This window comes from Parageobacillus caldoxylosilyticus NBRC 107762 (genome assembly GCF_000632715.1).
In the GTDB taxonomy this organism is placed as follows: Bacteria; Bacillota; Bacilli; order Bacillales; family Anoxybacillaceae; genus Saccharococcus; species Saccharococcus caldoxylosilyticus.
In genome coordinates, this window is sequence record NZ_BAWO01000031.1 from 41,491 (window position 1) to 65,803 (window position 24,313).

The window sequence follows — 24,313 nt, forward strand, 5'->3', positions numbered from 1 at the left end:
TCTATTATTCTATATTAATAGTGCAATCTTTTTTATAGAAAAGAGGCTGTTGGCGATGCAGCAAACGATGACGTATAGAGAGAAAATCGTTCAATTGCTACATATTTTTCTTCCCGTATTCATCACCCAAGTCGGCCAATATGCAATGAATTTTGCCGATGTCACTATGTCAGGTCATGCCAGTTCCAAAGATTTGGCGGGAGTCGCGATTGGATCCAGCTTATGGGTTCCGGTGTTTACCGGAACGAGCGGCATTTTGCTGGCGCTAACCCCCATCGTTTCCCAGCATCTTGGAGCGAAGCGGCATGAACAAATTCCCCATGCGGTTATCCAAGCGATGTATTTAGCGGGTGTGATCGCACTTTTTATCATTGCCATAGGCGCCATCCTTTTGCATCCGATTCTGAACCATATGAATCTAGACAACAAGGTGCAGCGCGTCGCTTTTCACTATTTAATGGCCCTTTCTGTTGGCATCATCCCGCTCTTACTTTACTATGTTTTGCGCTGCTTTATCGATGCGCTCGGACAGACAAAAATGACGATGTTTATCACTTTAACGGCGCTGCCAATCAATATTTTGTTCAACTACTTGCTTATTTACGGCCAATGCGGATTTCCAAAGCTCGGCGGCGTCGGTACCGGCTATGCAACCGCCATTACCTACTGGTATTGCTTTTTTATCGCCGTTATTATTGTCCGAAAGTTTCAGCGTTTTGCCCGCTACCGCTTGTTTACGCGTTTTTATCCTCTCTCTTTCGCTGCGTGGAAAGAGCTTTTGAAAATTGGCGTGCCGATTGGTTTTGCGATTTTCTTTGAAACGAGCATTTTTGCCGCCGTTACGTTGCTGATGAGCGAATTCAGCACGACGACGATCGCCGCCTATCAAAGCGCTATGAATTTTGCTTCGCTGCTATATATGATTCCGCTCAGCATTTCAACCGCTTTGACCATTGCCGTCGGCTTCGAGGTCGGGGCGAATCGCTATCAAGATGCGAAGCAATACAGCTATCTTGGCATCGGCATGGCGGTAGCGACAGCAGTCGTAACATCGCTTTTGCTTTATTTTTTCCGCGCCGATATCGCCCGTATTTATACGAATGAGCCTGATGTTTTAGCGCTGACGGCACAATTTTTATTGTATGCGATTTTCTTCCAGTTTTCCGATGCGGTCGCCGCTCCCATCCAAGGAGCGCTTCGCGGCTACAAAGATGTGAATGCCACATTTTGGGCCGCCTTCGTCGCCTACTGGGGCATTGGGCTTCCGCTCGGTTACACGCTCGCCAACTTTACTACTCTAGGAGCTTTTGGCTACTGGATTGGGCTGATTTCAGGACTTGCTGCTGGCGCGATATTTCTCTTTTTCCGCCTTCTTTCTATCCAGCGCCGCTACGGATGCAGAAACGAACAAGGCTGACATGCATCCAAGCTGTCAGCCTTCCATTATTTATTAATACTGTTTTTTATATATTTCAATATTTCGCGATCGATTTTTCTTTTTCCGGTTCGCGCTCCTGAAAAAATGCATGAAACGGAAAAAGCCTAAGTTTCTCCAACTTCACTTTTCTGCTTTCTAAAAAATATTGGGAAGATGCTGTACCCCAGCCTCTTCCCATTTGTCCATGTGATGTGGCTAGTTAGTCATTAGCACCATGTTGCTCCGACAATGATGAGCAAGATGAACAAGACAACGATCAGCACGAAACTAGAACCACGACCATAGCCGAAGCCGCCATAGCCATAGCCGCCACAGCCGAAGCCGCCCCAAGGGCCGCCAAAGCCGTATAAGCCAAATGGCATCATTCTTCACCTCCTTTTACAAAATCACTGGTTGTTAGTACACCCAGCCACCAATACACGCACATCCAACAATAATCAACAAGATGAACAAGACAACAACTAACGCAAATCCGCCACCGTAAGCTGCACCCACTTGAAAGCACCTCCTTCACTTTTGTACTAGTAGACTATTCAACTAACGGGTAAATGGTTAGATGTTTTCATAAAAATAGGTATTTGCCGGGCCGCCGGGAAAACAAAAAAAACGGACTGGTTCTTCCAATCCGTTTTTACACTTCAAGGGAATTCCGTTTCATCCATTTGTCATGCAACCATTGCATTCGCTTTGTTTTAGCGAAAGAAAAAATAATAAGCGCCCCCCAAATGCAGCTAAACGCATACATGTGCGTTTTCGTAAACGCCTCATGAAACAAAAACACGCCAAGCAGCAAGCTGATCGTCGGGGCAATATATTGCAAAAACCCTAGCATGGTCATGGAAATTCGTCTTGCTCCTTTTGCAAAATATAAAAGCGGGATCGCGGTTGCCGGACCGGCCCCAAGCAGCAATACCCCCTGCCAAATGGTCACCGATGACAGCAAAGAAGGGGCATCGTTATACAGAAGCAGAAGATAGACAAAGGAAATTGGTGTCACCGCCATCGTCTCGAGCGTCAAACCAACGGCAGCATCGAAGCTTGCCAGTTTTTTTACCAGTCCATAAAATCCGAACGAAAAGGCAAGCGACAGCGCAACCCATGGGAATGTACCGTATTGAAAGGTCATGATACAGACTCCAAGGCAGGCGAGCGCAAAAGAAATCCATTGCCATACGTTAAGCCGCTCTTTTAACACGATCATCCCCAATACAACACTCACGAGCGGGTTAATATAATATCCTAAACTTGTCTCGACAATATGGCCATGATTGACCGCCCATATGTATATAAACCAGTTTGCGCTGATTAAAATGGCAGCCGCGCTGATTCCCCCCACTAATTTTGGCTGCCTGCAAATGGCAGACAGCTGATGGCGCCACGCTTTCAGCTGCCGGGTGGCCCACAGCAGTCCAATCATAAACAGAAACGACCAGATGATGCGGTGCGCTAAAATTTCCAACGCCGGGCGGACTTCCAACAGCTTCCAATACAACGGCAGTATGCCCCATAACAAATACGAAAACGCCGTATAGATGATTCCAATTTTTTCTTCGTGCGATTGGCTCACTTGCTCTATCTCCTTTTACTTTTATTGCTTCCGTTTCATTATAACCCCATTTTCTGTTTCCTTCCAAGAAAAAACGCCTGTAAAAGGAGCAGGCGTTTTTCCTAATTATCTAATTGCCGCTAACACGATGATCAGCAAAATAAACAGCACGACGATTAATGCAAAGGAAAAACCGTAGCCATAGCGATGTCCTCCGTATCCGTAGCCATAGTAATGCGGCACGCATCCGTCATAGTACCACATCGTCCTCTCCCCTTTCCTCAATAATGAATGATACATGCACAACCAACAATAATTAACAAAATAAACAGTACGACAATAATCGTATAACCGCTGTCGAATATGCCGCTCACGGCGGGCACCCCCTTCGTCTGTTCACCGCCATTATATGCATCCGCCCACTCCCTCGGGCGGGCTATCGCCCAATTTCACGAAAAAAAGATGGGCAGAAACACTGTCCATCTTTATTTTTCTTTTGTACCGGTCTCCCCCCACCAGCCTTTTTTCTTAAAATAAAGCGCAATCAAAGCAGCCGTTGCCGCCATCAATAAAAGTGCAAAACCATAGCCGTATTTCCATTTTAGTTCCGGCATTACCTCAAAATTCATGCCGTACACCCCGGCGATAAACGTCATCGGCATAAAAATCACGCTCACTAACGTTAATGTTTTCATAATGACGTTCATATGATCGGATTTCAACGAAAGCTGCAAATCAAAAATGCCAGACAACGACTCTTTAAACGTATCCAATGCCGCCGTAATGCGGGCAAAACGGCCAGCGACATCTTGCATATAAGGGTTCGTTTCGGCATTGATATATGGAAGCGTTGTATGCTGGATCGTTTTCATCATCTCTTCTTGGGCTTCAGCCACTTGACGCAACTCATGAATGCGAATTTTCCATCGGTAAATACTACGCCCGATTTCATTGGCAAACGGCGTTTTAAATACTTGTTTTTCCAATACCTGAATGCGGTCGGCAATATCATCAATGACTTGCAAAAAACGGATAGCAGTGATATCTAAAAAATGGTATATTACATATCCAGGATGTATGGCATGTTCACGGTGGTGAAGCAGCCGTTCCTTTACTTTTTCTACCAGCGGATCATCTTCTTCCATATAACTAATGACATACCGTTCTGTCGCAAGCAAGTGAATTTTTGCCGTCTGCAGCTCAGGACGAATGACAAAAAGCGCCAGAAATAAATGCTGCCCATATTCGTCTACCATGGGAATATCCGTTCCGAACAACAGCCGCTGTTTTGCTAGCGGATGAACGGAAAGCGCGTCTAACAGCCTCTCTAAATCCATTTTCGAAGCTTTCGTAAAATGCAGCCAACACGCACCGTTTCCAATAGGGGCATGATGACGATATTGCCCCTCTATTTCCAGTGTCTGTGTAGGATGGTATGCCATCGTCAAATTCCTTTCTTTCATAAAGTTTGCATATTATAGTGTTTGCATTTTCATATAAAAAAAACCTTAACCGCTTGGAAAGAAGGCGGTTAAGGGGTCTTCTCCGGTTCAATATGGACATGTGTCGCCTCAATGTTATAGCGTTTTTTCATTAATCGCTCCACCTCGTCGGCGATTTCATGGCTTTTGACAACAGTCAAATACGGATCAACATGGATCGTTACTTCAAGAACAATGTCATTCCCTAACATCCTCGCTTTTATATCCGCAACATCCTTTACTCCATCAATAGCGGCAATTTCATGCTTGTATGCCGTTAACGTTTGTTCATCAAACCCATCGGTTAACGTATGGGATGTTTCCATAAATACTTCCCAGGCCGTTTTGCAAATAATTCCGCCGATGATCACCGCAACAAGCGGATCCAGCCATAGAAGCTTGATTTGTACACCAGCGATGCCGATGACCGTTCCGATGCTGACAAGCGCATCGGACAAGTTGTCTTTTGCAACGGCGGTAAGCGCCTGGCTGTTGGTTCGCTTCGCCAGCCGCATATTAAAAGAATAGACAAATAACATTACAAAAGCAGAGGCAACGGCGACGAACGCAGCAGACAATTCCGGCGCATTTCCCCTCTTTTCCGGCCGGAGCAGCGCCGATACCCCTTCCACCATGACATCGATGCCGATGGACATCATCATAAACGCTGCAATTAAAGAAGAAATATTTTCCGCTCGTGAATGACCGTATGGGTGATTGTGATCGCGCGGTTTTTTTGCAATTTTCATGCCGATATAAACGGCAACCGAAGCAATAACGTCGCTCAAATTATTCCAACCATCCGCTTTTACCCCATCGGAATGGGCGATATAACCGACAAACAGCTTGCTAGCGGCTAAAGCGACGTAAGCAACGATGCTAATGAAAGCCCCTGCTTCTGCCTTCCCTTTTCTTTCCACACACTTCACCAACCTAGTCGTCCTTTCTGCATTTATCAGTGTACCAGCAAAAAAGCGTGTGAGTCTACAGCAAAAAAGTTGACTAACGGAAGGAGTATAGAGACAGGCAAATTTTTTCCCATTTGGATAACTTTTTTGAATAAAAGCAAATTGCTACACAACTGCGTATGATAAACCAATCAACCAAACAAATAGTGGGAAAGGAGAATATAGATTGACAACTTATCTCGATATGTTGGCAGAGATGGGAGTCGACGGCGCCCACCCCGGCGGATTTGATTTAACAAAAAATATATTACGTAAACTAAAAATTGACTGCCATACTGCCCTTCTCGATGTTGGCTGCGGAACTGGACAAACTGCCGCCTATATTGCTGAACAATACGGCGCAGACGTAACGGCGATTGACATTCACCCTATTATGCTGGCAAAAGCGAAAGACCGTTTTTCCAGCCTAACACATCCCGTCCACCTTCGCCGCGCTTCCGTTGAAGCTCTTCCGTTTGCCGACGGGCAATTTGATATCGTATTATGCGAATCCGTTTTGGCATTTGTTTCTATTCCTCGGGCATTAGCAGAAATTTATCGGGTGCTAAAGCAAAACGGGGTCCTCGCCGCCATTGAAGCGTGCCATTTGCAATTAACCGATAAAGAAAAGCAAAAAATCGCCGCATTTTACGGTTTTCGCCATTTGCTTACCAGTCAAGAGTGGGAAAACGAATTGCAGAAAAAAAGTTTCCAGCATATTGGCATAACGTACTCGTCGGCTAGTCATCCCTCTGCCGCGCAAACCCCATTTCTCATTACGGCCAATATGTCCTTGCCAATATTAAAAATGATAGAAACCCACCAGCAAATGACAAAACAATATGGCGATCGACTAGGTTATTGTGTATTTTCTTGCCAGAAATAGTCATTGGTACAGACGTGTCCATCTTCCTTCACGTACAATGCAATTGTAGCATTTACAAAGGAGGGAGATAAATGTCGCCGCATTGGTACCATGTTTGTTGCCGCTACCGCGGTCAAGTGGTACGGATCCATGATAAATTTGGAAACGTCCATGTAGGACGGATCACCCGTGTCACCCCAACCCATGTTTATATTGCACCGGTCGGCCCACGCAACCTTGGCGGATTTGGCTACGCCTTCGCAGGCTGGGGATGGGGATGGGGGTGGGGCTTTGGAATCGCCCTCGCTGCCATCGTTGCCATTGCCTTAATCGGTTTGTTCTGGTGATAAATTTTTCTTATATGTAAAAAAGTGGATTACTTCTAAAGAAGCAATCCACTTTTATATTTTCTTGACTATTTTGAAATATTCTTCCAACGTTATGTTTCTTTCAAATATGACTTTCGCTGCTTTTTTGCCGACATAACGAAGGTGCCAAGGTTCATACTGGTATCCGGTGACCGCTTCTTTTCCTTTTGGATAGCGGATAATAAAACCATATTCATGGGCATGTTCAGCCACCCATTTTCCTTCCTTCGTTTCTCCAAACGCTGTTGTCAACGCATAGTCAACCGACGGACTTGTAATATCCATTGCCAATCCGGTCTGATGCTCGCTTTGTCCCGGCAGCGCAACAGCTTGAACGGCTTTTTCTCTTCCTTTTTCTTTGACTTCTTCCGTAAAGATGGCTTGTTGCCGCACATAAGAACGATATCCGGATGCGGCTACCAGATCGATTCCCTCTTTACGGGCCGCGGCAAATAACGCTTCCAATGCGGCTGCCGCTTCCGCCCGCATATATCGTTTATCCACATTCTTTTCTGCAAAAGAAAACGGCACGCGCGGCACGACTAAATCATTCGGCTTATACGTAGAGGGAAGCGACTGTTCCTTATTGACAAGCACCAGTATATTGTCTGGATTCATAATGACTTTCATGCCATTATGCACTTCAACAATATTCCAATATTTCGCTTCCAGCCACAGTTCCGGTTCGGTTGTTTCCCCTGTCTTCGGCGCGCCTTTTTTTCCGCCCGTCTGCGGTGCCTCTATGTTTTCCGCTGTTTCCTTTTTGCTATTATCCTTGCTTTGCGGATGGGCTGCATCATTTTCTCCTGCATTCGGCAATTTTTTTTCCTGTTCGCTGGACGCACCATTCAGCTGGCTGCACCCGCTGAAAAAAACAAGTGACAAAACGATTATTGCTTGACATAGCTGTTTCATTATTTCACCTTTTCTTCCATAATTAACTAATAATTAATGCGGCAAAAGCCGTCCTTCCCTTTCGCAAGGAAATTGCCGCAACGACAAAGCGGATGCGGCACATAAGCAAAGGACGACACCTTTAGGCGATTCACGCTTCGGCGCGAATCGCTGTTTCTAGCGCCACTTCAATCATTTCATTAAATGTCGTTTGTCGTTCTTTTGCTGTCGTTTCTTCCCCTGTCAAAATGTGGTCACTGACCGTTAATACCGAGAGCGCTTTACGGCCGAATTTTGCCGCTAACGTGTATAGTGCCGCTGTTTCCATTTCGACCGCCAACACGCCGTAGCGCGCCCACGTCTCCCAATTCGGCTCGTCATTATAAAACATATCGGCGGTAAACACATTGCCCACCTTTAAGGCAAGCCCTTTTTCGACACCGACTTCATACGCCGTACGCAGCAGCGCAAAATTCGCTGTCGGCGCATAATCGCGTCCACGGAAAATTAAGCGGTTCATATTCGAATCCGTAGATGCACTCATTGCTAAAATGACATCACGAACGTTCACATCTTTTTGAATCGCCCCGCACGTTCCGACGCGGATCAATGTTTGTACATCATAGCTTTGAATCAGCTCATTGACATAAATGGAAATAGAAGGAACTCCCATTCCCGTCCCTTGTACAGAAATCCGGTGTCCTTTATATGTACCGGTAAACCCAAGCATGCCGCGCACACGGTTGTAGCATGTCGCTCCCTCTAAAAATGTTTCCGCGATATATTGCGCGCGAAGCGGGTCGCCTGGAAGCAAAATTTTATCGGCAATTTCCCCATGTTTTGCCTCAATATGTATGCTCAATGTATATACCTCCTATTCGTCTTTTCAGCGCCGCGTTTTATACCTTTCTTATCATACCACATATTTGTTGAAAATGGCAGTAAGTATTATACGTAAAAAATAATTGTGATGGGCATACTGTGTATGCGCCTTCCCCATTTTGGTTTCACCAGCGATCACCTTCATGTGAACAAGGAGGGACATACGAATGAAAAAGAAGCTCGAACAAGCCGTCGAATACGCAAACAAAACAAATCCGTCTTCCCGCTCCAACAATCAGCCGTCCACGTCGAAAAAAGAAAAAACAAAGTTTTAAAAAGGGAGAGCTTTTCTCCCTTTTTTAGGACGTTTTTGAATGATAATCATGACTGTCGCGGCGGCGCGCTAAATATTTCTCGTTAATATACAATACTTTTTTATCTTTGCTGCGCGTATACTTTTTTTCCCGCCTCTTCCGTTTTCGAAAAAGCCAGCAGCCGAGCAGATAGATGGGAAAGACAAGTTCCAAAGCTCCGATAAACACGTACAAAAACTGCTTGGCAGATGCCATCGTAGACAAATGAAGTTCTATATCGCTTAATTTATAATAAGAAACGGCGACAATAAACCCGGCAACAAGGACATTGATCACATGCAGGAAAGGAACGTCTTTCCAGCGAAAAAACATTCTTTCTATTTGTTCCTTTACCAATAGCAAAACAGCAATCGAACTTGCACAAAACAGCATGGAAATAAAAAGTGCGGCCATCTTCGTTTCCCCCTTCCCCCTCACGCTTTACTGCAAGGATTTCCCATCAATGAACCGCTTTTTGCTGTACAAACTAACAGTGAGAGTACTAAACCTCTGCATGACTAAAGCCGGCAGGTTCTGACGTACGAAAGAGTTTTTTCTACACCTGCGCGCAGGCACTCACGCTTGCTCCGTGAAAAGGAGCATGAACAAAAACTCGCTGGTGTTTAGCGGCCTGTTGGCTCCATTCAAAACCGTATTTCTACTTCATCCCGATCACTCAAGTTGCGGGCTTTCGTAGCTATATACTTTTGTAAACAAGGAGGGATCTGTTTATGGGCAAAAAACATCGCAATCGTATTAACGGCCAAAAAAAGAACAACCATATTCCGAAGGAAGCATTAATCGCAGAGGATGCGGCACATGCGAAAGAATACTCTGCCGCAGGGGGACGGAAAAACGGGCCAGGGCATCATGACAACCCAGAATCATAATAAGGCTTCATCATGCTAAAATCATAAATGGAAACCCTTGTGTAATAACAAGGGTTTTCATGTTGATGGATCCACTTCATCAAAAGACAGTGTCACCACTTTTGTATACTCCCCGCGGGCAATTTCTTCTTTCGTCGCTTTTTCGTTCAGTTCCTCGTCATCATCAATTCCCGGCGCTATGGTTGGTAAGTCGTGCTCCTTCTTGTTGCGTTCCAAATGATCGCCCCCCTTTCGTTTATTATCCGTTTCCAAAATCCGCACAAACTATTCGACTTTTTTCTTCATTATACCATATCTATCCCTCTTTACACAGAATCTTTCGAATTTTTTATTAATGAAGATGAAGGCGATTGATTTTTTTCCACCCTTCCGGACATAGTCTGTAATACACCTGTCCCTTTATTCCTTCATCAATGAGTACAATATCTCCCGTACTCATAAAACGGGCGTGATAATCTTTTGGTATTAAATCTGCTACGTTAAACATGCGATAAAGGTAGGATAATGCTTCACGATGGCTCGATGCTTTCACCGTCATCCTATATACTTGCCGATATCCTTTTTTCTGGCCAAAATGCGGCGTCTGAAATATGGTGACATCATAAGTGTGATGGACATGAAGCATTTTTTTCATCAATAAACGTACCATAGTCCCTCTCTCCTTTTGTCTGGCAAATGTTAGTATTTATTCCATAATATTTGTGATTAGCCATGTCGATTCCTTTATCAAAATTGCTGTTGTTTTGTCGAATAGCATCATGAATGTTCATTATCCATTATTTTACTGTTACATCAAAAAGCCGATATGTCCAGTTAAATAGCAGTTACCCCTGCGATTTGCTAGAGGCATGGAATTGGCCATCTCCCGAATAAACGACTATCAAACGGAAAAAATGAAAATACAAGATGTACTAGCAAAGGAGGGGGACCGTATTATCCAAATTCGCACGTTCCTGCAAATGATCCATCCAATTCAATACATCTATCGTTCTTTCTTATACCGCCATCATATCCCGATCGTCTCTTCACATCTTTTACTCGACCTTGCCCGCTGCTGGGAAAATCCGACTCCTTCGATAAGTCTAACCGATGAAGAGCAGCAAATCGTCAGTGCCATTCGCCAAAAAACAGCAAAATATAATCGCAATAATATTACGCGGACGGCGGCCTATTTTGATTTTTTTCAGGCTCATCCTGAAGTGCATTGGGCATTTTTGGCACATATCGTTTCGCGAAATGGCGGATGGAATATGACCGATTTGCGTGGAAACGTCATTCCCCGCCTTCTTCCCGAAAATCTGATCAACCCACTCTTTTTATTTTATGAAAGAGCAAATGCGCTTATTTTTCATGATGCCTATCCGCAGCTTTTGCTGTATGAACAAAGCAAGCAAAAGAAAAAACCGCTATTCCATTTGCTTCCTTGTTTTGCTGTATCATCGTTTATGAAGCCGTTTTGGGAATATTTTTGGGAAACAAAAGATGCACCGGTCATCACCGTAGCATTAATTATTAATGAACAGCATTATATTCAAAAGCGAGTCATCGAAAATCCATTTTTCCAGACGCACGTGCTTTCAACTATGCCGTTTATTGTCGAGCAATGGCTTGGTTTTAACGATGTGCTTATTCCGTATAAAGCGGGACGCCGCATTCGTCTTGCCGGCACAACTGTTCGCGATTTTGCCGATGTCCATCACCGCATTCACATCGGTAAAACGCTTTACAGTATATTGTTTTTCGAAAAACGGCTCACACAGCGGGCATATCAATTTGCCCGCGAAATGGCCCATACCGGCTCGCGGGCCGACTTTTGGCCGCAATGGTTTTCCGCACAAGCAACGGATTCGTCCCGCATTTACAGCCCGCGTTTAGAAGAGGTTTGGCCGGATATTTGCCATCCGTTTTCCGACCACCACGACTGGTTTACCGATAAAGAAGCAATTATTCAAATGATGGAAACCATTCCTGTCGTCAAACATAAAGATATAACCGCTGATTATATGCATAACGTGAAGATGCTGCGAACAGCAGCGATCACTGTCCAATAAAAAACGACGAGTGGCATTACTCGTCGTCTTCTATGTCCAGCTCCTCGTCAATAATGCATTTTTCCAGCAAATAATCAAACGTAATATCGGCCAGCTCCTCCAATTCCGTCTTCGTCGGCACAAAACCGCGGCGGATCAATTCATGAAAAAAAAATTCAGCAATTTCCTCCGTATCAATGACCACTTCGATTTCCTTCACGACATCTCGCCCCCTTTGTAATGTTGTATGTATCATTATACCGTTTTATGTCAAAAGAATTTCCTCATTGATGTACTATTTCTCCCGATTTGGCCATATATGTAGTAACAAAAACGATCACGGGGGAATGGAATATGGACAAGCAGTCAGTAGCAGATAAAATAATGGAAACAGTTGTAAACAGTTTGGCAGTCATCGTGATGGTTGCCGGAATTCCTTACTTTCTGTTTATTTTATTTCAATTTCTATTATGGTAATTAGCCATCATTTGTAAACGTTCTACAACTGTTTCCATCATCTGTTTATACCGTTCATCGCGAAACCATTCGTATAGGAATTTGTAATCGTTATACATATCAAGCAGCTCATCAATCGATGGCAACTTCGCCTCCCCTTCCGCAGGAGAAAGGAGAGCATATGCTTTCATTGGTGCGGATTGGACAATATTTTGTATGAGAATAATAGATGTTTCTTCATCATCTGCTAGCGGGATCATATCATCCATATGGACCTCAATTTCCCAGCCGTCAATTAACCGTTTTAATTCATAAATCGTTTCTTCCCATCCCTCCCCATGATAGCGGTAAATTTCTGTGCGCACTCCAACCACTTTAAATAAATGGTCTCCGTAGTCGCGAACGCGGACAATTTCTCCCAGGAAAAACGGCAGCTCCACTTCTATTTCTTCGGTAATCCATAAATCGCCGGTAAAGTCAGATAGCAATACCAGCATATGTTCCATAAATAAGCTGCGGCTATGGTTAATTTCATATAAAAATGTATCATCGCTTTGTTGAATATCCGTGATCGTGCCAACTGTTCCATACAGCGTGTTTACAACAATATCTCCGACCGAAAATTTTGGGCGCTTTGGGCCACTCATTCATATCCCCCCCCCACCTAAAGCTGTGATAGTATATTATATGCATATACCAATGAGTGGACACCTCCGCGACCGTGGAAAAACATATTGATAGCGCTTTCGAAAAAGGGGAGCGGAAGCAATGCCCAATTATGCCTCCTGTAAAAATTGTTCCCAAAGCTCATCAAATACGATCATGCTGTCTAAATAATCACCGTTTAGCTCCAAATACTGGCTAATTTCATTATAATCTGCCGATGATTTCGGAAAACTATGATCATAATATGCTCCGTTGGCAAATCGCACAAACGGGTCTTCACTTTTGCCGTCACGGAATTTCAATAAATAGCGATAAAATGATTTTGCCATCTTTCACCATCCTCTTCCGTTTTCTTTGTTGCCATTTTAATGATTTTTTTTCATTTTGTGAAGCATTTTGTCTAGAAAAAATTAGGATGCCACTCCTTTCCGCTTCTGGCTCTTCTTTGTATTGAAATAGTACGCACTAGAAAGCAGTTTCATGAAAAAAATTATCAAAAAAGAAGGCGTTTTCATCGCCTTTTTACCATCACCGCTGTTCTACAATACTTTTATGAATCCATATTGCCGCCTGTGCGCCTTCTCCCATGGCGATCGTTACTTGCTCGGAATGAACGCCGATGTCGCCTGCCGCCCAAATATTGGGGACATTGGTTTGTTTCGTGCGCGGATTAGTCGGAATGTGTTTATTTTCTAATCGCTCTACGCCAAGCTGTTTCGCTAAATCCGTATTAACTTTGTTATGGCCAAAGGCAATAAAGCCGCGTTCCGCGAAAATTTCGTTGCCATTTTGCAGACGGACGCCGGAAAACTCCGGTCCTTCCTTAATGAGCACGGACGCAATCGGCTCGCGAAAGTAACGAATGCCTTTCGCTTGTAGCTGTTTCTGCCACGTTGCTGATAGTTCTTCGCCGTCATGATTAATATAAATAATGTCGTTTGTCCAATATAACAGCGTTATGGCCATATTGGCCCCGGCAGTGCCCGCGCCAAGCACGATCACTTTTTTATTGGTGACTTCATATCCGTCGCAGTCCGGGCATACGTAAATGCTTGTCCCTAAACATGGAATTAGATTTGGAATGGGCGGAATCCGGTCTTTTACCCCTGTTGCAAACAGCAGGCGCTCACTTTCATACGTATTCCCGCTTTTGCCAAACAGAACAAATACGTTGCCTTTTTTCTCGGCGGCAATCACCTCATCGTCGGCAAAATGCACCCCGAATTGTTCCGCTTGTTTTCTTCCAATCGCTCGCAGCTTTTCCCCGCTTACCCCGTCCGGCCAGCCGAGCACGTTATGGTACGCGCGGCAAAGGGTGGAACGACCGTTATTGGCATCAATCACCAAAACGCGGTGATGGTAGCGGCCAAGCTGGATCGCCGCCTGCAATCCGGCAATTCCGCCCCCGATAATAATGCATTCATACATGTTGTTTCACTCCCGATTATCGTTTTTATCTTTTATTGTCTGCTGCTTATTCCTATTCATGCATAAAAAAACGCTGTCTCCAAACAGGAGGCAGCATCGGTAAACTTAGGAGCAAATCGTTTGCTCTTCTGCAGAAAAATCAATTTCAAAGCCGAGATCTTCAAGCATTTGGTAATCAGCCGATTTCTCTTGACCGGCCGTTGTCAAATAATCGCCGACAAAAATCGAATTGGCCGCATATAAGCCGAGCGGCTGCAGCGAACGCAAATTGACTTCGCGCCCGCCGGCGATGCGGATTTCTTTCGCCGGGTTCATGTAGCGGAACAAGGCCAGCACTTTCAGGCAGTAACGCGGATCCAATTCATTCGTTCCTTCAAGAGGCGTCCCATCAACCGCATGCAAAAAGTTGACCGGGATCGAATCGGCATCAAGAAGACGCAAGCTCCGCGCCATATTCACCACATCTTGTTTTGTTTCTTTCATGCCGATAATGACGCCCGAACATGGAGAAATGCCCGCTTCTTTCACTGTTTCCACCGTCTGCACACGATCATCGTATGTATGAGAAGTCGTAATGTTCGGATGATGTTCTTTCGATGTATTAATGTTATGGTTATAGCGGTCGACTCCCGCCTCTTTGAGGCGCGCCGCTTGTTCCGGCTTTAAGATGCCCAGGCAGGCGCAAACTTTGAGCCCAAACCGCTCCTTAATTTCTTTGACCGCAGAAACAACCGTATCGATTTCTTTTTCGCTCGGACCGCGGCCGCTCGCGACAATGCAGTACGTGCCAATGCGCAGGCGGTATGCTTCTTCCGCGCCGCGCAGGAGCGTTTCTTTATCGACCATTTTATAGGTCTTTACCGGCGCCGTCGAAACGGCGGACTGGGCGCAATAGCCGCAGTTTTCCGGGCACAGCCCCGATTTGGCGTTAATGATCATGTTCAGTTTCACTTTGTTGCCGTAATATTTGCGGCGAATGCGATACGCTCCCTGCAACAACAGCAGCAGTTCTTCATCCGGACAGTCCAAAATCGCCAGCGCTTCTTCATCGGTCAGTTCGTGGCCTTCAATGACACGATCGGCTAATTCCAACCAATTTGGCATTCTACCTCTCCCCTTTCCATATGATTACATTTATCGTATCGGAAGAGGAGTTAGATTGTCAACTAAAATTTTATAAAGGTTAACTATCTTGATCCCACACTTCATCAAGATGATCGGCGTAAAATATTAACGCTTTTTCATATGTTTTTATCCAAGGATCGGGGGAAGAAGCGACTAGCGCATGAATCAACATTGATACTGCCTTTTTTTCTTCTCTCATATGATAAAGCGTCATCGCCAAAAATGCTTGTAAGGCTACATTCTCAGGGAACTCTTTTAATCCCTGTCCCAATACGTTTGCCGCTTTTTCATACTCACCTATACAGCGATAACTGCTTCCTAATTGGATAAATGCTCTCTGACGAAGTTCGCCTTCAATACCATAATCAATCGCCTTTTCATAATACGGAATTGCCTTTCTTTCCAAACCTAACGCATCCAAAGCAGTTGCATAATAAAAATAAATGGCTCCATCTTGAGGATGTGCATCAAGCAACGACTGCAATATCGTTTGCGCTTCTTCATATCGCTTTGCTTCGATCAGTTTTATCACCTGATTCAACATTTAGTTTCCCTCCTTCTCCTCAATATGTGGTTGTTCGAGCAAACGAACGAAAAATCCTTCACTAGTCATATAAAAAGGATATGCTGTCCCGTATGGGCGCATATCCTTTGCCATTTATTTGGTTAATTTTTCGACGATATCGCGAGCGATCCATACGCCGCAGGCGCTCGCTTGGGCGAGTCCGCGCGTAATGCCGGCGCCGTCGCCGCCGACATATAAGCCGGATATTTCCGTCTCAAACCGGTCGTTTAATTTCGGGCGCGCCGAATAAAACTTCGCTTCGACGCCGTAAAAGAGCGTATGTTCCGAAGCCAGCCCCGGTGTGACGTGGTTCAGCGCCTCTGTCATTTCGATTAAGCTTTTCATCGTATTATATGGAAGCACAAGGCCTAAATCGCCAGGCACGGCTTCTTTCAATGTCGGTTCGATAAATCCTTCTTTGATCCGTTTTTCCGTAGAACGTCTTCCTTTTAAAATGTCGCCGTATTTTTGCACAATGATGCCGCCGTTCGATAAAGCGTTAGCGAGCCGCGAAATTTCATGGGCGTATTCGTTCGGCTTATCAAACGGGTCAGAAAACTTGTGCGATACAAGAAGCGCAAAATTGGTGTTGTTGCTGCCAAGTTTCGGATCTTTATAAGCATGGCCGTTTGCAAGCATAATGCCGGAATGGTTTTCAACGACAACGTGCCCGGAAGGATTGCTGCAAAACGTACGCACTTGCGTCCCGACCGACGTGTTGAAAATAAATTTTCCTTCGTACAAATGTTCATTAATCTCTTCCATGACAATGTTGGATGTTTCGACACGCACGCCGATGTCGACTTGGTTGTTGATCATGCGCAAGCGGCGTTTTCGCAATATTTTGCTCAGCCACACCGACCCGTCGCGCCCCGGTGCGATGACGACTTTCTCCGCCGTCAGCGTTTCGCCGTTTTTCAGGACCACTCCTGTCACTCGATGCCCATCGTTCGTTTTTTCCGTTACAATATCCTCCACTTCGGTCTTAAAACGCATCTCAATCCGCTCATGCAAATATTCAAAAATGCTTTTTAAAATTTCCAAGTTTTGCTCCGTTCCTAAATGGCGGACATAGGCGCGAAGCAGCTTCAAACCGGCAGCATAGGCGCGGCGCTCAATTTCTTTCACTTTTTCTGTCATCGGGTCGGTAATCGACGTCGTCGCGCCGTGTTTTAAATTAATCTCGTCGACATAGCGAATGAGTTCCAACACTTTGGACGCCGGCAAATAATCGGTCATCCAGCCGCCAAATTCGCTGGTGATATTAAATTTGCCGTCCGAATAGGCGCCGGCCCCGCCGAAGCCGTTCGTAATCGAGCATGCCGGCACGCATCCGGCGTAATCTTTTTTGCCAGCCGGCGGCGGGCACTTTTCAATCTTTTTCTGAAGAATCGGACAATTGCGCTTATATATATCGTGTCCTTTATCAATTAACAGGACATTCGCCCCTGGAAGTTTCAACGTTAATTCGTAACAAGTAAAAATGCCTGCCGGACCTGCGCCGACGACAATGACATCGTAATGGCTTTTCATTTGTCCATCCCCCACTTCCCGTATTCCATTTGTAAATATATCAACTATTTTTCTTCTCGTCAAGATAAAATACGAACTTTTTGATGATTATACACAAATAATGTTCGTTATTTTTTATCTTGTTTTTGCGGGCAAAAATTGATAAGTTGATAAAGTAGCAAAATAGAGAGGGGGAAACCAATGCGGTTTTTCGTAAAAAACTTTATCAACGGTGTCATTACGATTGTTCCGATTATTTTAGCGGTGTACGTATGCTATAAAGTGTTCACCTTTTTAGACGGGCTGCTTGGCAATTATGTGCGTCCGTACTTGCAGGATGATTACATACCAGGGATCGGCATTTTATGTACGATCGTTCTTATCACCGTCTGCGGCTGGCTGTCGACGCAATATATTAGCGGCCGAATTATTCGTCTTCTTGACCGGTTGCTAGAAAGCCTTCCGTTCATTAAAACGGTTTATTCCGTCATTAAAGATACCGTTTCCTCGTTTGTTGGCGAAAAACGGTCTTTTTCTAAAGTTGTGCTTGTCACCTTGCCAAACACGGAACTGAAATGCATCGGCTTTATTACATCCGAGGAAGTCGAAAACTGGCTCAATCCACTCCAAGACCACGTTGCCGTCTACGTTCCGCAGACGTTCCAAGTGGCAGGCATCACTTTTCTAGTCCCAAAAGAACAAGTGGAAGTCATCGACATGAAGCCGGAGGAAGCGATGAAATTTGTGCTTTCCGGCGGAATGGCATCGTCCAAAAAGAAAGGGCTGCCCGAAACATAGGAGGCAGCCTTCTTCATTGTTAAAAATATCGTTTTTTCCAGAAAATATAGGCGGTAGCGGCTGACAAGGAGGCAGCCAGCAACATCGCGACTAAAAAGGCGTATGGGGAATGTTGATACGGAATCGGCACGTTCATGCCATAGAAGCTTGCGACCATCGTCGGCAAGGAAATGACAATCGTAATCGCCGTCAAAAATTTCATGACGATGTTTAAGTTATTGGAAATAACAGAAGCGAAGGCATCCATCATCCCGCTTAAAATGCTACTGTATACTTCCGCCATTTCAATCGCCTGTTTATTTTCGATAATAACATCTTGCAGCAAATCTTGATCATCTTCATACATACGCAAATAATTCAGGCGCAACAGCCGTTCCATGACAATATTGTTCGCCTTCAGCGACGTCATAAAATAGACCAGGCTTTTTTCCATGCTGAGAAGGGAAAACAATTCTTTATTTTTCATCGACTGATGCAATTCTTTTTCAATTTCGGTCGTTCTTCGGTTAATTTGTTTTAAATAACGCAAATAATAGGTGGAAATCACATATAGCATTTGCAAAGCAAAGCGCGTTTTCATAAACGTGTAAAAGTTTTTGATTTTGTTTTTGGAAAACTCTTCGAAAATCGGGTTTTCCTGCAAGCAAACGGTAATGAAGCACGTATTCGTAATAATCATGCCAATCGGAATCGTTTCGTACATTGGACCGTCTACTTCATCATTGGCAGCAATCGGAATATCGACGATAATCAATACGTGGTTGTCTTCTTTTTCGACGCGCGACCGCTCCTCGTCGTCCAACGCATCTTTGATCGAATCAATCGGAATATCGAGATGATTAGCAATGTAGCGAATTTCTTCTTCGGTCGGTGCTACTAAATTAATCCAGCAGCCGTTTTTAATTTCATCGATTTCTTTCATTTTTCCGTTTGCATCGGATAAATACATTTTCATCATACGCATCCTTCCTCCTTTTCACCGCGAGGAAGTTTGCGCTTCTCCTTTTCCGATCGGAGCTCGTTTTCGTACGATGAGTAGCTGCGACGATCGAAAAAGAAGAAGACAAAGCTCCCCGCTACATTCCGGCTCTGGTTCGCTCGAACTTCGACTACTCATATACGAAAACGTCACTCCTTTCCAAAAAAGTACTCCTCGATTAATAATAACGTTGAATGACGTATTTGTATAGTAGTTTGCCAAAGAAAAAAGCAGCCTACTGGCTACTTTATTCACTGGCTGGCGTTGTGTTAAAAAAATCGCGCTCGTTTTTTTCTTTTTTGGTATGGCCGGATTGTTTTTTCGTTTTCTTTCCCATCAGCCCATCCGATTCGTAGCTTAAAGGAAATGGACGTTTTTTCTCCACTTTTTCCCCCTCCTTATTTTGTTTTCTCTCTTTTTACTTTTTGTCAGCGGGAAGCAATTTAATCCAAAATGTCATAAGATGTTCATGAAACTTTTTACATAAAGGCCATCGTTTTCTTATAATATTAGTTGAGGAGGAGGAATAATGAACATTATCATCACGCCAAAAGCATTGGACTGGTTTAAAAAAGAAATGGATTTACAAGCGGGAGATGCTATCCGCTTCTTTGCCCGCTATGGAGGATGCAGCACCGTACAAAAAGGATTTTCTCTTGGTATGGCAAAAGAAGATCCGATAGAGCCAGTTGCACAAACAACGGTTGATGGAATTACTTTTTTTGTAGAAGACCAGGATAGATGGTATTTTGATGATCACAACCTAACCGTTGATGTAAACGAAAAAACAGATGAACCAATGTTTATTATTCAGTAAATAGCTAAGTAAAAAAGCTAGCGTTTTTGCCAAAAACGCTAGCTTTTTTTGATGACAGCGATCGTACAGCGAGAAACGCAGACAAGCCGCTCCTGTTCGTCGACGATTTTGATATCCCATACCATCGTTGTTTTGCCGCGGTGCAGAACCTTCCCTGTGGCCGTGACCGTGCCGCTGCGGACGGCGCGGACGTGATTGGCGTTGATTTCCAAGCCAACGACGCTTTCTTTTTCCGGATCAATGAGCGCATAGGCGCCGATGCTCGCCACCGTTTCTGCCAGTGCTACGGAAGCCCCGCCATGGAGCAATCCAAACGGCTGGTGGGTGCGATGATCGACCGGCATCGTTGCGACAACATGACCCTTGCCAACTTCCGTAATTTCAATCCCTAATGCTTCGAGCAACGTTCCTTTTCCAATCTCTTTTAAATTTGTCAAATCCATCCTTCTTTCCTCTCCCCTTATCTAACTATAAATGAAACCGCAGTAAATGCTCCGTCAACCCTTCTTGCTGCAAAATTTCCTTCTGCGTTTCCCCGAGCAGATCGAAATGGGAAAACTCGCCGCGGCGATGGATCCATTCTTTGCGCAATCCGTATTGTTTTCCCCAGGCTGCTAGTTTTTCGATATCCGAACAGCCTACTTTTGTCACGCTCGTGTATTCCGGAAACCGTTCATCATACCAATAATGCGTTAAAAACGCAATTTCTCCTCTTTTTACTTTCTCCTTCCATTCCATTAACTCCCACCTGCGAATGCCAAATGCCATCGGATGTATCTCCTTTACTTTTTCGCCCGTTCGTACGCTTCATGCCAATCAGGAAAATATTTGCGGATGACAATCGGTCGGAAGGTGTCACGTTTGACGCAAACGTGCTGCGATTTTCCCGTTACCGCTATTTCTCCATCCGGCGTCAAAATTTCATATCCATAAGTGACGCGAATGCCATCATAAGCATCAATCCAAGTGCGAACAGTCGCCGTTTCCCCGTAACGAAGCGGCTTTTTGTAGGAAACTTGCAGATCGACAACAGGAGAAATAATTCCTTCTTTTTCCATATCGGCATAATGAAATCCTAACTGTTTAATAAGCTCTGTTCGTCCTACTTCCATCCAGACGAGGTAATTGGCATGATACACAACTCCCATTTGATCCGTTTCCGCATAGCGAACTTCAATTTGTTTTTCAGCTATTTTCATGTTTCTCCCTCCGTTTAGCATCCTCCACATCCATACAACTACATCTTACCATATTCTTCGTTTTGCTCGATAAAAAAAGGGAGTCACCCATCCATAAAGGGTAACTCCGTACCGCCGATTATTATTGGTAGGCGTTTTCACGTGCCGCTGCTTCGTCTCTAATTTCGGCACGCATTGCCGCAATCGCCTCTTCACGACGTTTATTTTTTTCGCGAATTTTTTCCCGCTCTTCCGGGGAAGCAAATTGCATCGTTTCCTCTGCCTTTTCGATATTTTCAATCGTGTTTTGTACCATATCTTGCAGTTTTTCTACGTTGTCGCTGCGGTCATCCGGTTTCGGACGATTAGACATTACGCTTCCTCCTTCGTGCTTTTCATTTCATTTGAGTATTTATGGAAATAAACGATTATTCGCCCTTCGTTTGAATCACTTGAGCATGTTGCCCAGATTGGTCTTGCATTTGTTTCCCTTTATTTCCTCCAGCAGCACGAGGCTGTGTACCTAGATGGTTGGGAACGAAATGTTTACGGCTTCCTTTCGGATTGCTCATGAACCTCGCCTCCTCACCATCTAGTCTGTCCGCCCGGATGACCGCTATGCATGACTTATTCTGCTTTTTTTAACATGCGTTCTTCCAATTTTTTTTCGATTTTCTCCATTGCTTCGCGATCATTTAATAATTGGCGTTTATTTTCCATAATTAATTCTTGAAATGTTATTTTACGGGTTCTTCTCATCATTTAACCCTCCTCTCACTTATTATTTTAATTTCATTCATTTCCAAAAGAGATGAAAATTATTACAACTTTTTGAAAAATAACAGTTTACTTTTTCTTTTTTAAACAGCAAAAAAGCACCTTTCACTTGAAAGATGCTTTTATTGGCGGAGCGGCGCGGTGATTTCCTCCATCTGCTTATACGTCATCGGACCGATCACTTTTTTCCGGATTACTCCATCGCCGTCAATAATATACGATGTCGGAATCGTTTGAATATGATATTCGTTTAATACTTTTTGTTTTTTATCAAGCACCACCGGAAATGATAATTGATAGTCGTGGATAAAGGATTTCGCATTTTCGACCGTATCTTGCGATGTTAAATGAACAGCAAGCAAGCCTACTTTAGAATGGTGATTTTGGTAAAACTTTTCCATGTCAGGCATTTCTTTTTTGCACGGCGGGCACCAAGTCGTCCAAAAGTTGACGATGACCGGCTTCCCACGGAAATCAGATAAACGCACCGTTTCGCCGGCCAATGTCTGCAAGGCAAAATCAGGAGCAACGTCCCCGACCGATAGACCAACTTTTTTTGTTTTTTCTGCCGCGAGCGCATTCCAAATGCCGTACCCAGTAACTGCCAGCAGCAAGACAATGGCAATGAATTTTCTCATGTATGTCCCTCCTGTAAGCATAGTGAAAACGGAAGTTTAGCTGCTTTTCCATCAAAACAAGTCATTCTTTTTATGCGATATGTATATCTTCTCATCCAAAACTCTTGTCCGGTTTGGAGCGAGGCGTAGTCTAAACATTCATCACTACCGTTTATTAAAGCATAAAACAGGACAGAAAAAAAGCAAAAAAGAGGGGCTACTCAGACGCCCCTTCCCGATCAGCGGATATTTTTATGTTCGTTTTTCATTTTTTTTGTTTCTACCTCGGCATAGGAAGCAAATTCGCTATTCCATTCTTGATTGAATCCGTTTTTTTGTTTCGCGTTATTGTTTCGCTGCGCATTGGCATTGCCAAGCTTTGTACGGCCCACACGGCATTCCTCCTTTGTGATCGGGGTACATTTTTAGTATCGGCCGGTGGGCGAAAAATATTGTCGCTATTTTTCTCCACCCGCGATCGGATGATCTGGATATGAAATCCAGTCGCTCCAGCTGCCGGCATATAAACGGACATTTGTGTAGCCCGCTTCTTTTAAGGCAAGCACGTTTGGACATGCCGTCACCCCTGAACCGCAATATACGATAATCGGGGCGTCTTTACGAATGGAGGCAAAACGCTGTGCCTGTTGTTCCTGACTTTTCCAATATCCGCCAGTCATGATCCCATCTTTCCAAAACATATGGACCGCTCCTGGAATGTGGCCGGCCACGCAGTCGATTGGTTCTTCAATTCCCGCGTAGCGCTTCCATTCGCGTGAATCAATCAAAACAGCGGAGCCTTCGCGGACGGCGCGGCGCACATCATCAACGGTCGCCAGCCATGACGGCTGCAGGCGCGGATGAAACGAACGCGGCGGTACTGTTGGAATCTTATCAGTGACAGGAAAGCCTTTTTCTTTCCATTGTGTATAGTTCCCATCAAGGACATAGACGCGCTCATGCCCAAGATAGCGGAGCAGCCACCAGCACCGCGCCGCCATCGCTCCGTCTTGATCGTCATAGGCTATGACTGTAACTGTTTCATCAATGCCGGCCGCACCTAATTTTTCCGCCACTTCTTCCACAGATGGAAGCGGATGGCGGCCGCCATGTTCAGAAACCGGCGCCGACAAATCTTTTTCCAAATCGAAATAGAAAGCGCCAAGAATATGGTCTTCGATATATTCCGCCAATCCGCGCTTTGGATCGTTTAAATGAAAGCGGCAGTCGATGATGCGGACATCTTCCTTGTTAAGCCGCTCCGCCAGCCATGTTTGTGAAACGATATGCTTCATTTCGCTCCCCCCCTCACTTTTTGCTGCGTTCCACATACTCTTTGACCATTTCTACTGTTACATATTTTCGTGCCGGCACCACCCCTTGTTTTGCCAGTTCATTCATCTTTTTGGTTGCCGCGTTAATTTTTTCAACTGTAAACGGCTGCCCGTTTCGGCAAAGCATCACAGCTTCCTCAATATAGTGCTCGCGCTCTTGTTCGAGTTCAGCAAACTTCTTAAGGATGGCATGCTGCTTTTGCAAATGGGCGGTAATCGCTTGGTGCACTTCAGTCATGATGATCTTCCTTTCTCATTCCTTTTTCCATTAACTTTCGCACATTGGGCTTTGGCGTCCAGCAGTTGAATTGGTAATACGGCTTTGTTTCATAGCCAAGCCTCCGGCAATACGTATAAAGTCCTTTTTCCGTCTTTTCCATTCCATAATGAATGCATGTGGCGCACGCATGAAACCGATTCATCCCAT

The 24,313-nt window shown here is 44.6% G+C and carries 40 protein-coding genes; 8 read left to right on the top strand and 32 right to left on the bottom strand.

The window, feature by feature from the left end:
* The first annotated feature begins 55 nt into the window (after positions 1 to 55).
* Positions 56 to 1,417 carry an MATE family efflux transporter gene (locus tag GCA01S_RS09835; protein ID WP_042409505.1) on the top strand — a complete coding sequence of 454 codons (1,362 nt, stop codon included), beginning with the start codon at positions 56 to 58 and terminating at the stop codon, positions 1,415 to 1,417.
* A gap of 227 nt (positions 1,418 to 1,644) precedes the next feature.
* On the opposite strand, the gene GCA01S_RS09840 is transcribed toward GCA01S_RS09835, so the two are convergent.
* The 7 genes from GCA01S_RS09840 to GCA01S_RS09855 all read right to left on the bottom strand — a co-directional run bounded on the left by GCA01S_RS09840 (position 1,645) and on the right by GCA01S_RS09855 (position 5,397).
* The gene (locus tag GCA01S_RS09840) at positions 1,645 to 1,800 is read right to left on the bottom strand and encodes a YjcZ family sporulation protein (RefSeq protein WP_042409582.1); all 156 of its coding nucleotides are present in this window, start codon (positions 1,798 to 1,800) and stop codon (positions 1,645 to 1,647) included.
* 34 nt (positions 1,801 to 1,834) lie between these two features.
* Positions 1,835 to 1,933 carry a YjcZ family sporulation protein gene (locus GCA01S_RS19315; protein WP_017437424.1) on the bottom strand — a complete coding sequence of 33 codons (99 nt, stop codon included), beginning with the start codon at positions 1,931 to 1,933 and terminating at the stop codon, positions 1,835 to 1,837.
* A gap of 136 nt (positions 1,934 to 2,069) precedes the next feature.
* A complete protein-coding gene (rarD, locus tag GCA01S_RS09845) occupies positions 2,070 to 3,005 on the bottom strand; it encodes an EamA family transporter RarD (protein WP_042409508.1) in 936 nt (311 codons plus the stop codon).
* 105 nt (positions 3,006 to 3,110) lie between these two features.
* The gene (locus GCA01S_RS19320; protein ID WP_017437422.1) at positions 3,111 to 3,248 is read right to left on the bottom strand and encodes a YjcZ family sporulation protein; all 138 of its coding nucleotides are present in this window, start codon (positions 3,246 to 3,248) and stop codon (positions 3,111 to 3,113) included.
* Between the two features lie 17 nt (positions 3,249 to 3,265).
* A complete protein-coding gene (locus tag GCA01S_RS19325; RefSeq protein ID WP_017437421.1) occupies positions 3,266 to 3,358 on the bottom strand; it encodes a YjcZ family sporulation protein in 93 nt (30 codons plus the stop codon).
* Positions 3,359 to 3,469: 111 nt separating this feature from the next.
* Positions 3,470 to 4,426 (bottom strand): magnesium transporter CorA family protein, encoded by a 957-nt coding sequence (locus GCA01S_RS09850; RefSeq protein WP_042409511.1) that lies wholly within the window; start codon positions 4,424 to 4,426, stop codon positions 3,470 to 3,472.
* Positions 4,427 to 4,515: 89 nt separating this feature from the next.
* Positions 4,516 to 5,397, bottom strand: a complete 882-nt coding sequence (locus GCA01S_RS09855; protein ID WP_042409514.1) for a cation diffusion facilitator family transporter — start codon at positions 5,395 to 5,397, stop codon at positions 4,516 to 4,518.
* Between the two features lie 202 nt (positions 5,398 to 5,599).
* On the opposite strand from GCA01S_RS09855, the gene GCA01S_RS09860 reads away from it, so the two are divergent.
* Positions 5,600 to 6,298, top strand: a complete 699-nt coding sequence (locus tag GCA01S_RS09860) for a class I SAM-dependent methyltransferase (RefSeq protein WP_042409517.1) — start codon at positions 5,600 to 5,602, stop codon at positions 6,296 to 6,298.
* A gap of 71 nt (positions 6,299 to 6,369) precedes the next feature.
* Positions 6,370 to 6,624, top strand: a complete 255-nt coding sequence (locus tag GCA01S_RS09865) for a hypothetical protein (protein ID WP_042409520.1) — start codon at positions 6,370 to 6,372, stop codon at positions 6,622 to 6,624.
* A 54-nt stretch (positions 6,625 to 6,678) separates the two neighbouring features.
* Here GCA01S_RS09865 and GCA01S_RS09870 read toward each other — a convergent pair whose 3' ends face one another.
* From GCA01S_RS09870 to GCA01S_RS09880, 3 genes are all read right to left on the bottom strand, one after another.
* Positions 6,679 to 7,560, bottom strand: a complete 882-nt coding sequence (locus GCA01S_RS09870; protein WP_042409522.1) for a D-Ala-D-Ala carboxypeptidase VanY — start codon at positions 7,558 to 7,560, stop codon at positions 6,679 to 6,681.
* A gap of 130 nt (positions 7,561 to 7,690) precedes the next feature.
* Positions 7,691 to 8,401, bottom strand: coding sequence for a purine-nucleoside phosphorylase (gene deoD / locus GCA01S_RS09875; RefSeq protein WP_017437415.1), 711 nt, complete (start codon positions 8,399 to 8,401; stop codon positions 7,691 to 7,693).
* Positions 8,402 to 8,720: 319 nt separating this feature from the next.
* Entirely contained in the window at positions 8,721 to 9,128 is a 408-nt protein-coding gene (locus GCA01S_RS09880) for a hypothetical protein (RefSeq protein WP_042409525.1), read from the bottom strand.
* 317 nt (positions 9,129 to 9,445) lie between these two features.
* Between GCA01S_RS09880 and GCA01S_RS20535 the strand changes: the two genes are divergently transcribed.
* A complete protein-coding gene (locus tag GCA01S_RS20535; RefSeq protein ID WP_017437412.1) occupies positions 9,446 to 9,604 on the top strand; it encodes a hypothetical protein in 159 nt (52 codons plus the stop codon).
* 57 nt (positions 9,605 to 9,661) lie between these two features.
* Here GCA01S_RS20535 and GCA01S_RS20540 read toward each other — a convergent pair whose 3' ends face one another.
* Both GCA01S_RS20540 and GCA01S_RS09885 read right to left on the bottom strand, forming a co-directional pair.
* Positions 9,662 to 9,820 (bottom strand): hypothetical protein, encoded by a 159-nt coding sequence (locus tag GCA01S_RS20540; RefSeq protein WP_017437411.1) that lies wholly within the window; start codon positions 9,818 to 9,820, stop codon positions 9,662 to 9,664.
* Positions 9,821 to 9,935: 115 nt separating this feature from the next.
* Positions 9,936 to 10,253, bottom strand: a complete 318-nt coding sequence (locus GCA01S_RS09885) for a YodL domain-containing protein (protein WP_042409528.1) — start codon at positions 10,251 to 10,253, stop codon at positions 9,936 to 9,938.
* 286 nt (positions 10,254 to 10,539) lie between these two features.
* Between GCA01S_RS09885 and GCA01S_RS09890 the strand changes: the two genes are divergently transcribed.
* Positions 10,540 to 11,655 carry a DUF2515 domain-containing protein gene (locus GCA01S_RS09890; protein WP_081804185.1) on the top strand — a complete coding sequence of 372 codons (1,116 nt, stop codon included), beginning with the start codon at positions 10,540 to 10,542 and terminating at the stop codon, positions 11,653 to 11,655.
* A gap of 16 nt (positions 11,656 to 11,671) precedes the next feature.
* On the opposite strand, the gene GCA01S_RS09895 is transcribed toward GCA01S_RS09890, so the two are convergent.
* Positions 11,672 to 11,854 carry a YozD family protein gene (locus GCA01S_RS09895; protein ID WP_017437408.1) on the bottom strand — a complete coding sequence of 61 codons (183 nt, stop codon included), beginning with the start codon at positions 11,852 to 11,854 and terminating at the stop codon, positions 11,672 to 11,674.
* A 134-nt stretch (positions 11,855 to 11,988) separates the two neighbouring features.
* Between GCA01S_RS09895 and GCA01S_RS20930 the strand changes: the two genes are divergently transcribed.
* Positions 11,989 to 12,111 carry a hypothetical protein gene (locus GCA01S_RS20930; RefSeq protein WP_017437407.1) on the top strand — a complete coding sequence of 41 codons (123 nt, stop codon included), beginning with the start codon at positions 11,989 to 11,991 and terminating at the stop codon, positions 12,109 to 12,111.
* Here GCA01S_RS20930 and GCA01S_RS09900 read toward each other — a convergent pair.
* From GCA01S_RS09900 to GCA01S_RS09925, 6 genes are all read right to left on the bottom strand, one after another.
* A complete protein-coding gene (locus GCA01S_RS09900) occupies positions 12,093 to 12,737 on the bottom strand; it encodes a hypothetical protein (protein WP_017437406.1) in 645 nt (214 codons plus the stop codon). The two genes, GCA01S_RS20930 and GCA01S_RS09900, sit on opposite strands and share 19 nt — an antisense overlap.
* Before the next feature lie 129 nt (positions 12,738 to 12,866).
* The gene (locus GCA01S_RS09905; RefSeq protein ID WP_017437405.1) at positions 12,867 to 13,085 is read right to left on the bottom strand and encodes a YozE family protein; all 219 of its coding nucleotides are present in this window, start codon (positions 13,083 to 13,085) and stop codon (positions 12,867 to 12,869) included.
* 199 nt (positions 13,086 to 13,284) lie between these two features.
* Positions 13,285 to 14,184, bottom strand: coding sequence for an NAD(P)/FAD-dependent oxidoreductase (locus GCA01S_RS09910; protein ID WP_017437404.1), 900 nt, complete (start codon positions 14,182 to 14,184; stop codon positions 13,285 to 13,287).
* A 105-nt stretch (positions 14,185 to 14,289) separates the two neighbouring features.
* On the bottom strand, positions 14,290 to 15,288 hold the full coding sequence (gene bioB, locus GCA01S_RS09915) for a biotin synthase BioB (protein ID WP_042409532.1): 999 nt from the start codon (positions 15,286 to 15,288) through the stop codon (positions 14,290 to 14,292).
* 79 nt (positions 15,289 to 15,367) lie between these two features.
* Positions 15,368 to 15,853 carry a tetratricopeptide repeat protein gene (locus GCA01S_RS09920; RefSeq protein WP_042409535.1) on the bottom strand — a complete coding sequence of 162 codons (486 nt, stop codon included), beginning with the start codon at positions 15,851 to 15,853 and terminating at the stop codon, positions 15,368 to 15,370.
* Positions 15,854 to 15,967: 114 nt separating this feature from the next.
* On the bottom strand, positions 15,968 to 17,407 hold the full coding sequence (locus GCA01S_RS09925; protein ID WP_017437402.1) for an NAD(P)/FAD-dependent oxidoreductase: 1,440 nt from the start codon (positions 17,405 to 17,407) through the stop codon (positions 15,968 to 15,970).
* A 180-nt stretch (positions 17,408 to 17,587) separates the two neighbouring features.
* Here GCA01S_RS09925 and GCA01S_RS09930 point away from each other — a divergent pair, with 180 nt between their 5' ends.
* Positions 17,588 to 18,184: a DUF502 domain-containing protein gene (locus GCA01S_RS09930; RefSeq protein WP_017437401.1), complete on the top strand. Its 597-nt coding sequence runs from the start codon at positions 17,588 to 17,590 to the stop codon at positions 18,182 to 18,184.
* Between the two features lie 19 nt (positions 18,185 to 18,203).
* Here the strand turns inward: GCA01S_RS09930 and GCA01S_RS09935 are convergent, their stop codons facing one another.
* Both GCA01S_RS09935 and GCA01S_RS20545 read right to left on the bottom strand, forming a co-directional pair.
* Positions 18,204 to 19,142 (bottom strand): magnesium transporter CorA family protein, encoded by a 939-nt coding sequence (locus GCA01S_RS09935; protein WP_042409538.1) that lies wholly within the window; start codon positions 19,140 to 19,142, stop codon positions 18,204 to 18,206.
* A gap of 268 nt (positions 19,143 to 19,410) precedes the next feature.
* A complete protein-coding gene (locus GCA01S_RS20545; RefSeq protein ID WP_169735607.1) occupies positions 19,411 to 19,548 on the bottom strand; it encodes a hypothetical protein in 138 nt (45 codons plus the stop codon).
* 144 nt (positions 19,549 to 19,692) lie between these two features.
* Between GCA01S_RS20545 and GCA01S_RS09940 the strand changes: the two genes are divergently transcribed.
* The gene (locus GCA01S_RS09940) at positions 19,693 to 19,980 is read left to right on the top strand and encodes a HesB/YadR/YfhF family protein (RefSeq protein ID WP_017437398.1); all 288 of its coding nucleotides are present in this window, start codon (positions 19,693 to 19,695) and stop codon (positions 19,978 to 19,980) included.
* 38 nt (positions 19,981 to 20,018) lie between these two features.
* On the opposite strand, the gene GCA01S_RS09945 is transcribed toward GCA01S_RS09940, so the two are convergent.
* The 11 genes from GCA01S_RS09945 to GCA01S_RS09985 form a co-directional block, all read right to left on the bottom strand.
* Complete coding sequence (locus GCA01S_RS09945; RefSeq protein ID WP_017437397.1) at positions 20,019 to 20,423, bottom strand: hotdog fold thioesterase; 405 nt, start codon at positions 20,421 to 20,423, stop codon at positions 20,019 to 20,021.
* A gap of 25 nt (positions 20,424 to 20,448) precedes the next feature.
* On the bottom strand, positions 20,449 to 20,748 hold the full coding sequence (locus tag GCA01S_RS09950) for a hypothetical protein (RefSeq protein ID WP_017437396.1): 300 nt from the start codon (positions 20,746 to 20,748) through the stop codon (positions 20,449 to 20,451).
* 14 nt (positions 20,749 to 20,762) lie between these two features.
* The gene (locus GCA01S_RS09955) at positions 20,763 to 21,179 is read right to left on the bottom strand and encodes an acyl-CoA thioesterase (RefSeq protein WP_017437395.1); all 417 of its coding nucleotides are present in this window, start codon (positions 21,177 to 21,179) and stop codon (positions 20,763 to 20,765) included.
* A gap of 121 nt (positions 21,180 to 21,300) precedes the next feature.
* Positions 21,301 to 21,531, bottom strand: a complete 231-nt coding sequence (gene tlp, locus GCA01S_RS09960; protein ID WP_042409540.1) for a small acid-soluble spore protein Tlp — start codon at positions 21,529 to 21,531, stop codon at positions 21,301 to 21,303.
* A 55-nt stretch (positions 21,532 to 21,586) separates the two neighbouring features.
* Positions 21,587 to 21,730, bottom strand: a complete 144-nt coding sequence (locus GCA01S_RS09965) for an acid-soluble spore protein N (RefSeq protein ID WP_017437393.1) — start codon at positions 21,728 to 21,730, stop codon at positions 21,587 to 21,589.
* 55 nt (positions 21,731 to 21,785) lie between these two features.
* Entirely contained in the window at positions 21,786 to 21,917 is a 132-nt protein-coding gene (locus GCA01S_RS19330; RefSeq protein ID WP_017437392.1) for an FbpB family small basic protein, read from the bottom strand.
* Between the two features lie 140 nt (positions 21,918 to 22,057).
* Positions 22,058 to 22,573: a redoxin domain-containing protein gene (locus GCA01S_RS09970; protein WP_042409544.1), complete on the bottom strand. Its 516-nt coding sequence runs from the start codon at positions 22,571 to 22,573 to the stop codon at positions 22,058 to 22,060.
* Between the two features lie 218 nt (positions 22,574 to 22,791).
* Positions 22,792 to 22,944, bottom strand: a complete 153-nt coding sequence (locus GCA01S_RS20550; RefSeq protein WP_166909330.1) for a hypothetical protein — start codon at positions 22,942 to 22,944, stop codon at positions 22,792 to 22,794.
* 66 nt (positions 22,945 to 23,010) lie between these two features.
* The gene (locus tag GCA01S_RS09975; protein ID WP_042409547.1) at positions 23,011 to 23,847 is read right to left on the bottom strand and encodes a sulfurtransferase; all 837 of its coding nucleotides are present in this window, start codon (positions 23,845 to 23,847) and stop codon (positions 23,011 to 23,013) included.
* A gap of 13 nt (positions 23,848 to 23,860) precedes the next feature.
* Positions 23,861 to 24,124, bottom strand: coding sequence for a YpbS family protein (locus GCA01S_RS09980; protein WP_042409550.1), 264 nt, complete (start codon positions 24,122 to 24,124; stop codon positions 23,861 to 23,863).
* Entirely contained in the window at positions 24,117 to 24,308 is a 192-nt protein-coding gene (locus tag GCA01S_RS09985) for a hypothetical protein (protein ID WP_042409553.1), read from the bottom strand. The genes GCA01S_RS09980 and GCA01S_RS09985 overlap by 8 nt, the downstream gene beginning before the upstream one ends.
* Positions 24,309 to 24,313: the final 5 nt, after the last annotated feature.

Bases quoted from the DNA above. Each gene is read 5' to 3' on its own strand.
- GCA01S_RS19320 (WP_017437422.1), bottom strand. From the start codon at position 3,248: ATGTGGTACTATGACGGATGCGTGCCGCATTACTATGGCTACGGATAC.
- GCA01S_RS09880 (WP_042409525.1), bottom strand. From the start codon at position 9,128: ATGGCCGCACTTTTTATTTCCATGCTGTTTTGTGCAAGTTCGATTGCT.
- GCA01S_RS19330 (WP_017437392.1), bottom strand. From the start codon at position 21,917: ATGAGAAGAACCCGTAAAATAACATTTCAAGAATTAATTATGGAAAAT.
- GCA01S_RS09935 (WP_042409538.1), bottom strand. From the start codon at position 19,142: ATGATGAAAATGTATTTATCCGATGCAAACGGAAAAATGAAAGAAATC.
- GCA01S_RS09980 (WP_042409550.1), bottom strand. From the start codon at position 24,124: ATGACTGAAGTGCACCAAGCGATTACCGCCCATTTGCAAAAGCAGCAT.
- GCA01S_RS09950 (WP_017437396.1), bottom strand. From the start codon at position 20,748: ATGGCATTTGGCATTCGCAGGTGGGAGTTAATGGAATGGAAGGAGAAA.
- GCA01S_RS09905 (WP_017437405.1), bottom strand. From the start codon at position 13,085: ATGGCAAAATCATTTTATCGCTATTTATTGAAATTCCGTGACGGCAAA.
- GCA01S_RS09865 (WP_042409520.1), top strand. From the start codon at position 6,370: ATGTCGCCGCATTGGTACCATGTTTGTTGCCGCTACCGCGGTCAAGTG.
- GCA01S_RS09840 (WP_042409582.1), bottom strand. From the start codon at position 1,800: ATGCCATTTGGCTTATACGGCTTTGGCGGCCCTTGGGGCGGCTTCGGC.
- GCA01S_RS09955 (WP_017437395.1), bottom strand. From the start codon at position 21,179: ATGAAAATAGCTGAAAAACAAATTGAAGTTCGCTATGCGGAAACGGAT.
- GCA01S_RS09985 (WP_042409553.1), bottom strand. From the start codon at position 24,308: ATGAATCGGTTTCATGCGTGCGCCACATGCATTCATTATGGAATGGAA.
- GCA01S_RS09900 (WP_017437406.1), bottom strand. From the start codon at position 12,737: ATGAGTGGCCCAAAGCGCCCAAAATTTTCGGTCGGAGATATTGTTGTA.
- GCA01S_RS09850 (WP_042409511.1), bottom strand. From the start codon at position 4,426: ATGGCATACCATCCTACACAGACACTGGAAATAGAGGGGCAATATCGT.
- GCA01S_RS09920 (WP_042409535.1), bottom strand. From the start codon at position 15,853: ATGTTGAATCAGGTGATAAAACTGATCGAAGCAAAGCGATATGAAGAA.
- GCA01S_RS09970 (WP_042409544.1), bottom strand. From the start codon at position 22,573: ATGAGAAAATTCATTGCCATTGTCTTGCTGCTGGCAGTTACTGGGTAC.
- GCA01S_RS09975 (WP_042409547.1), bottom strand. From the start codon at position 23,847: ATGAAGCATATCGTTTCACAAACATGGCTGGCGGAGCGGCTTAACAAG.
- GCA01S_RS09910 (WP_017437404.1), bottom strand. From the start codon at position 14,184: ATGTATGAATGCATTATTATCGGGGGCGGAATTGCCGGATTGCAGGCG.
- GCA01S_RS20930 (WP_017437407.1), top strand. From the start codon at position 11,989: ATGGACAAGCAGTCAGTAGCAGATAAAATAATGGAAACAGTTGTAAAC.
- GCA01S_RS09870 (WP_042409522.1), bottom strand. From the start codon at position 7,560: ATGAAACAGCTATGTCAAGCAATAATCGTTTTGTCACTTGTTTTTTTC.
- GCA01S_RS20535 (WP_017437412.1), top strand. From the start codon at position 9,446: ATGGGCAAAAAACATCGCAATCGTATTAACGGCCAAAAAAAGAACAAC.
- GCA01S_RS09835 (WP_042409505.1), top strand. From the start codon at position 56: ATGCAGCAAACGATGACGTATAGAGAGAAAATCGTTCAATTGCTACAT.
- GCA01S_RS09925 (WP_017437402.1), bottom strand. From the start codon at position 17,407: ATGAAAAGCCATTACGATGTCATTGTCGTCGGCGCAGGTCCGGCAGGC.
- GCA01S_RS09930 (WP_017437401.1), top strand. From the start codon at position 17,588: ATGCGGTTTTTCGTAAAAAACTTTATCAACGGTGTCATTACGATTGTT.
- bioB (WP_042409532.1), bottom strand. From the start codon at position 15,288: ATGCCAAATTGGTTGGAATTAGCCGATCGTGTCATTGAAGGCCACGAA.
- GCA01S_RS09885 (WP_042409528.1), bottom strand. From the start codon at position 10,253: ATGGTACGTTTATTGATGAAAAAAATGCTTCATGTCCATCACACTTAT.
- tlp (WP_042409540.1), bottom strand. From the start codon at position 21,531: ATGTCTAATCGTCCGAAACCGGATGACCGCAGCGACAACGTAGAAAAA.
- GCA01S_RS09945 (WP_017437397.1), bottom strand. From the start codon at position 20,423: ATGGATTTGACAAATTTAAAAGAGATTGGAAAAGGAACGTTGCTCGAA.
- GCA01S_RS09965 (WP_017437393.1), bottom strand. From the start codon at position 21,730: ATGAGCAATCCGAAAGGAAGCCGTAAACATTTCGTTCCCAACCATCTA.
- GCA01S_RS09940 (WP_017437398.1), top strand. From the start codon at position 19,693: ATGAACATTATCATCACGCCAAAAGCATTGGACTGGTTTAAAAAAGAA.